Here is a 6,722-nt window from a genome sequence, read left to right as displayed (position 1 = left end):
TTTTCAAGGAGTTATTTAATTAATCAAATATTGGTTTAAAAAAAGCTAAATTTAATACTTTAAGCTAAATATTAATACGCATTTTATTTGTTTGGTATTTTTACAAAAATGTTAGTATAATATTTACTTTTATGTCTGTTTAGTTTTATTGATATCCCAAAATGAGTATAGTAACCTTTTAAGTAATTATTGTGACAAAACAAACACTGGAACAATTCCAGCTCCAAAATTATAGTAAACAGACATTATTAAGCTATTTATTTGCCATTAACCACTTTTTAAAATTAAACCCCAAAGCCAAGCCATATAAATACAAGAATATTGTAAAGTATATGGACGAAATCAGCCTAAAGCAACCCAATAGTAAATACAGAGTTGTGATTTTATCAACAATCAAAAAATATTATGATTTTTTAGTAATGAGTGGATACAGAGCCGACCATCCTTGCAAACGGCTGAATATTAGAGTAAATGGTAATCAGGTAATACAGGTACAGGATCTGTTCAGCAGCCAGGAATTGCAACTGCTCTTGGAAAGGGAAAACCGTTACAAGCATTTGGATGTCAGAAACAATGTTTTACTATCTCTGCTGATTTATCAGGGACTTACCAGTGATGAAATTATTAAATTAACCGTTAAAGACATCGATTTGGATAACGGGACTATCTATATAAAAGTTTCCAATATACTCAATAAGCGAACGCTGGAACTGGTGTCCAAGCAGATGATTTTGTTCTCCAACTATATAAATGAAACCCGAACAGAAACGCTTCGTTGTAAAACCGAAAAGCTCATTATTACAAAGCTGGGTAAGCCTATTACGGTAGGTGGTATTCATGGGATGATTGATCCGCTCAGGACATTGTTTCTTGATAGAAAACTCAACCCACAGACCATCCGCATGAGCGTGATTTGCAACTGGCTCAACGAGAAAAAAATCCCTTTGGAACGGGCTCAGGAACTACGGAAAAGTATATTAAAGTGAATAGTTCCCAACAACGGGAAATGATTAATCGGTATTTCCCAACTATTTGAAGCAATAAAAATAAAGGTTAAAATTATACAATATGTATAATTATTTAGTATATTTGTGAAATCAATTTTGGCGTACGATGGATGTAAAAATATTAAAGATAGAAGGGAATGTTTTAGTAAATGCTAAAATTTCAGATTCAAAATTATTAAAAGTAAACCTTCCCTTAGTAGTTGATGGATGGAGATTTAATTTTAATAAACATTCGAAAAAGAAAGGTTTTTAAACCTATGTTCTGGTATCGGAAGAAACTTCCGAGAAGATTGAAGGTTGTTTGATTTTTGAAATGAAAGAGAAGATTGAACCCTATATGGCTTATGTTGAAATTGCTCCACACAATAAGGGAAAAGTAAAAGAATACGATAATGTTGCAGGCTGTTTGATTGCATTTGCCTGTAGACTAAGTTTTACAAAAGGAGAAGGCTATTTAGCATTTGATGTTTTTGAAGAAGATAAAGAAGACGAAATAAAACTGATGTCATTATATTCAACAAAATATAATGCTTTTAAACTTGGAGATACCTCTATGATTATTTCACCTGAAGGCGGGCAAAAGTTAATTGATGAATTTTTAAATGATTGAATATGAAAACTAAAGAAATTCAAGTTGAAGAGATTTGGAATGATAAAAAGAAAGGGGATTTAAAAAAAGTGATCTTATCCCATTCAGCTACTCAATCCAAAGAGAGAATGTTAACCAATCAGTTACTTTCTATTCAATATAAATTAGAAGACTATATTCAAAGTGAAAGTGATAGTACGGAAGTTCTAAAAATTCTTGACTTTGTCAAAATGTATCTAAAAGCACATAACCTGACTAAGAAAGAATTGGCTGACTATTTTGAAATGCGTGATAGCAATCTACATAAATATCTTTCCGGAGAAAGAAAACTAAATGCAAAATTAGTTCTAAAGCTAAGTACATTCTCTCATACAAAGCCAGAACAATGGTATAGAGTTGAAGTTAAGAATGAGCTAATCGAACTTAATAAAGAAAAAGTAAACGTAGAATATTACAAAAAATTCGATTACCGTAATCTGGTGGAAGTATAAAAAAGTCTATTGGAAACAAGTAAAATGACTCCAACTCAAAAGAAAATTTTAGACGCAATGGATGAAGTTTACGAAAATTTAATTGAGTATAAAAAGAAAAAAAATAGCGATTTAGTTGTCATGAAAGATGGCAAAATCGTAAGAATTAAGCCTACATCATTATAGATTACTTCCAATAATCCATTTAAAGCTCTCATAAATGAGGGCTTTTTTTGTGGAATAAATTAGCCCGCTATTTTATTAGGAAAATAATTAAACTAAATCTACTTTCGTATTATTGAAAAATGTAACCGGACGTTCTTTATATTGATATTTTTTGCACGGAGTTGTTTAATATAGAAAAGGTTTGCAGAACCTTATAAGTATAAGTACAACGGAAAAGAGTTCCAAGACGAGTTGGGACTTGGACTTTATGATTATGGTTGGCGAAATTACGACCCAGCAATTGGTAGATGGATTAATCCTGACCCACTATTAAACGATTTGAAGTTTAATTTTGATGACAGCCAAGTTGACGACGACGACGACGATGAAGTTTTAGAAGCAATAGTTACAAAAATAGATACTGGCGGAGGGATTTATAATCCAGATAATCTAAACCCTTATGGATATGGTTATGATAATCCAGTAAGTTTTGCTGACCCAGATGGGAGATGTCCTATTTGTCCATTTATTCCACTTGCCATGTTACTCTTTGCTTCCGAGCCTGCTATGGCACCCACGAAAGATCATGCTGGTGATTCAAGAAAAATGTCAGAGGCAAAAGAAGCAAAAGGAGCGATGATATTATCAACCATTCCTATTGCAAGAGGTGCTTCTGCACTCAATAGAATCTCAAGCTCATCTAAATCTAAAGCTGTTGAAGAAGGTTCTCAAAAAAAAGTGCCTAATCCAAATGGAAAAAATGGTGGTCAAAAGCATCAGGAAAAAATAAATGAGTATGGAAAGAAATTGGAACAAAAAGGATACGAAGTAACTAAGGAAAGAAGGGTTAATACGGAAGGTGGTCATAAAAATACCCGTTATACAGACATAACCGCCAAAAAAGATGGGAAGACCGTAAATGTTCAGGTAGGAAAACAAAATAAAAACGGAACACCTGTAGCGAGAGAGCGAAGAGCCATTGAAGATATAAATAATTCAACAAAAGGTGCACCAAATGGTAGCAATAGGACGATATTTGTTCCATATAATTAATTTAAAATTATGACTTCTAAACAAATTAATTTTTTTCATTCTAATGACGACGAGGAAAGGTTTGTTGCTTTCTTTAAAAGTAAAGGCTTCGAATTATATCCAAACTTAATAAAGCATTTAGACGAAATAAAACAAGAAAAAAATTTATCTAACCAAAGTAAGATAGAGATTGTGTTTGATTCAAATCAAACTGAATATAAATTTATTGAAAAGCAAGGTTATTATCTATGTAATCCTGAAAAATCATATGTGGTAGAGTTTTTAAAATGTATTCCATCGAAAGAAAGCACAATCGAAGCGGGTCGATTATATTACACACCGAAATATTACGAAGATGGAAAATTTATATTAAAGAGTGACGATTTTATAAGTGAAGCTAATAAACTTTTAAAAGAGTTTAAAAAAGAGTTTTTAAAGAAAACTGAGTATAGTGGTAATTGGTTTTTTACAGAAGATATAAATGATTTATTTAAAAAAAATCTTGCTGAATGGAGGCAAAACAAGAATGTTATAAAATTTGAATAACCGGAATTTGCAGATAAAGTCAGCCAGAAGCAGTCCAATGTGCAGTACCGAATCAGGATACTGTCAGCCATTAAAAAATATTACGACTATCTTGTGATGTATGGCTATAGAAATGACCATCCCTGCAGAAAGCTTAATATCAAAATAAAAGGCAATCAGACCATTCAGGTGCAGGATCTATTCAACTCAATGGAATTACAGCTTTTAATGGAACGTGAGAACCGTTACAAGCATCTTGACATGAGAAACAATGTTTTGATTTCCCTTTTGATCTATCAGGGGCTTGCAAGCGATGAAATCGCAAGGCTTGCCTTAAAAGATGTTGATCTGGACAATGGTACAATCTACATCAAGGGATCAGCCAGTCTCAATAAAAGAACTTTGGAACTTGTACCTAAACAAATGATATTATTTAATAATTACATTAATGAAACACGCCCTGCCTTACTGCGAGGAAGCAGTGATAAATTCATATTGACCAAGCTTGGTCAGCCCATTGTAGTGAACAGCATTCATGCCATGATCGAGCCGTTGAGAGGATTATTCCCTGACAGGAAACTAAATCCGCAGACCATCAGAATGAGCGTGATCTGTAACTGGCTTAATGAAAAGAGTATTCCTTTAGAGAGAGTTCAGGAACTGGCAGGACATAAATGGCCGGGCACAACTGAGAAATACATTAAAGTGAACAGCTCACATCAGAGAGAATTAATTAACAGATATTTTCCGATTTAAAAAAGCAACAGAAAGTAAAAAAAAATATTAAAAATATTTACAATAAAAAAAAACTGTAAATTTGATTAATAATTTTACAATAAGAAATCATGTTTCTAAAAGAAATAAAACTTACAAATTTTAAATGCCTTTCTAATGTCAGCTTGTCCTTTGAGAAGGATAATAAGAGCAATAGAAAATGGACTTTAATTTTGGGAGAAAATGGAACGGGAAAAAGTAATATACTAAAAGCTATAGCCTTAGTTACTTCTGGGAGTAATGCCTTAGGTGAACTTTTAGGCAATGTAGATTCTTGGATAAAGTTTGGTGAAAATAACTGCCTAATAAGGGCGGTAATAGAGACAAAAAAAGGTGAAGAGAGGGAGATTTCTCTGAAACTTGAAAGAGGGGATAATCTTTCAAAAGTTATTTCTAATAATAGGCAGTCTTTGTATTTAATTGATAGCGCTATTGAAAACGCAAATAGAAACTACTTTATTGTTGCTTACGGTGCAAGCAGAAGATTATCAAATGAAGTCTTCTCTAGTTTTGAAAAAAGCAGAAGTGCACGTTCTATGAACGTTAGAAACTTATTTGATAATTCTTCAACATTAAATCCTTTAACTGCTTGGATTATTGAGCTGGATTATCGTTCTGGTGAAGAAGGAATTAATTTGGTAAAAGAAGCATTGCAAGACTTTTTGCCTGGAATTATATTTCACTCAATAGATAAGGAGAAAAAGCAGGTAATGTTTGAGACTATTGATGGATTAATTTCTCTGGATCAATTAAGCGACGGATATCAAAACATGGCTGCCTGGATAGGCGATTTACTTTTCAGGATAACCGAAGCTTTTAGAAGTTATAATAAGCCTTTAGAATCAAGAGGACTTTTATTGATAGATGAATTAGACTTGCATCTGCATCCTAAATGGCAAAGGAAATTGTTGGACTTTATAGGTAATAAACTTCCAAATTTTCAAGTTGTTGCCACAACACATTCTCCGCTTACTGCACAGCAAGCAGATACAGGAGAATTATTTGCATTAAAAAGGAATGATTCTAATATTGTTGAAATTATACCGTTCATAGGTTCTCCAAAATCGTTATTAATTAATCAATTACTTATGACTCCTGTTTTCGGATTGGAAACAGATGAAAGTTATGAGATACAGAATGTTAAAAAAGAATATGAGGCTTTAAAAGCTAAAGGAGATTCTTTAAATGAAACTGAGAAAAAAACAATGAAGATTGTTAAAAGCAAATTAAAAGATCTTCCTCAGAGAAATCTGCAAACTTCAAGTTCGAAAGAATTGGAACTGCTTGAAAAGATTGAGGAGAAACTAAAAATTAAGGTATAGCTCTATGATATCTTTAGAACGACTAAGAACCGCTGGAGCAATAAAAGCTAAGTATAGAGGCGCTGACAAACGAGAGAAGGATAAAGAGTTAATGAAGGCTCGAAGATCGTTCTTAAATGATTTAACAAAGCCAATTTTATTTAAAAGCACTTTTTGGAAAACGGCAAAGACACAGCTAAAAAAAGAAAGTTTTGGAAAATGTGCCTATTGTGAAGCAAACACTGATGTTGTAGCACATGGTGATGTCGAGCATTACAGACCAAAGAGTATCTATTGGTGGCTAGCCTATACTTATGATAATTATTTATTTGCCTGCCAGATCTGTAATCAAACTTATAAAAGTGATAATTTTCCAATTAGAGGAGCTAGTTTGTATCCAGCACCTCTACTAATAGATAGTAGTACAGATGATGAAATTGATTTTCTTGCGGGGAATATTTCTCCCGATCCTATTGATATAACATTAAACTATACTCTTCAAAGATATACTAATGAGCATTTCAGAGAAGAAGCATTATTATTAAATCCATATTTTGACGATCCCGAAACCTATTTCGCTTACGAAGCAGATGATGTTACCCAAGAGGTAAAGGTTATTCCTAGAGAAAGGAAATATGCTGATCATGTAAAAGCTGCTGAAAATTTTTATGGAATAAATCGTATAGAATTAAAAAACTTGAGATATTCCGTTTTTAAAAATTTCAGAGCTTTTAAAAAGGCACTGCCAAAAATCGCAGATGCTGACACTAAGAGAGAAGTTCAAGAACAAATCGACAGTATGCTTTCAAGCAGATATAATTTTGCTGGAATGAATAGATATTTTGACACTGTATTATAA

The 6,722-nt window shown here is 32.6% G+C and carries 8 protein-coding genes and 1 pseudogene; all 9 read left to right on the top strand.

Annotated features, from left to right (window positions below):
• The first annotated feature begins 191 nt into the window (after positions 1-191).
• Positions 192-986: a tyrosine-type recombinase/integrase gene (locus tag FLA105534_RS22760; protein ID WP_246253297.1), complete on the top strand. Its 795-nt coding sequence runs from the start codon at positions 192-194 to the stop codon at positions 984-986.
• A gap of 334 nt (positions 987-1,320) precedes the next feature.
• Entirely contained in the window at positions 1,321-1,617 is a 297-nt protein-coding gene (locus FLA105534_RS23885; protein WP_246253296.1) for a hypothetical protein, read from the top strand.
• Positions 1,618-1,619: 2 nt separating this feature from the next.
• Entirely contained in the window at positions 1,620-2,087 is a 468-nt protein-coding gene (locus FLA105534_RS22750; RefSeq protein ID WP_173968367.1) for a helix-turn-helix transcriptional regulator, read from the top strand.
• 9 nt (positions 2,088-2,096) lie between these two features.
• Positions 2,097-2,252, top strand: a complete 156-nt coding sequence (locus FLA105534_RS22745; RefSeq protein ID WP_173968362.1) for a hypothetical protein — start codon at positions 2,097-2,099, stop codon at positions 2,250-2,252.
• 204 nt (positions 2,253-2,456) lie between these two features.
• A pseudogene (locus tag FLA105534_RS22740) lies at positions 2,457-3,284 on the top strand (RHS repeat-associated core domain-containing protein); the annotation flags it as partial.
• 9 nt (positions 3,285-3,293) lie between these two features.
• The gene (locus FLA105534_RS22735) at positions 3,294-3,809 is read left to right on the top strand and encodes a hypothetical protein (RefSeq protein ID WP_173968365.1); all 516 of its coding nucleotides are present in this window, start codon (positions 3,294-3,296) and stop codon (positions 3,807-3,809) included.
• Positions 3,810-3,848: 39 nt separating this feature from the next.
• The gene (locus FLA105534_RS22730) at positions 3,849-4,544 is read left to right on the top strand and encodes a tyrosine-type recombinase/integrase (RefSeq protein ID WP_246253295.1); all 696 of its coding nucleotides are present in this window, start codon (positions 3,849-3,851) and stop codon (positions 4,542-4,544) included.
• Between the two features lie 89 nt (positions 4,545-4,633).
• The gene (locus FLA105534_RS22725) at positions 4,634-5,884 is read left to right on the top strand and encodes an AAA family ATPase (protein WP_173968364.1); all 1,251 of its coding nucleotides are present in this window, start codon (positions 4,634-4,636) and stop codon (positions 5,882-5,884) included.
• Between the two features lie 4 nt (positions 5,885-5,888).
• Entirely contained in the window at positions 5,889-6,722 is an 834-nt protein-coding gene (locus tag FLA105534_RS22720) for an HNH endonuclease family protein (protein WP_173968363.1), read from the top strand.

Origin of the sequence: Flavobacterium collinsii (assembly GCF_902804485.1) — a bacterium.
GTDB lineage: Bacteria > Bacteroidota > Bacteroidia > Flavobacteriales > Flavobacteriaceae > Flavobacterium > Flavobacterium collinsii.
Note: the sequence above shows the minus strand (reverse complement) of the source record. Positions and strands in the feature narration are given on the sequence as shown.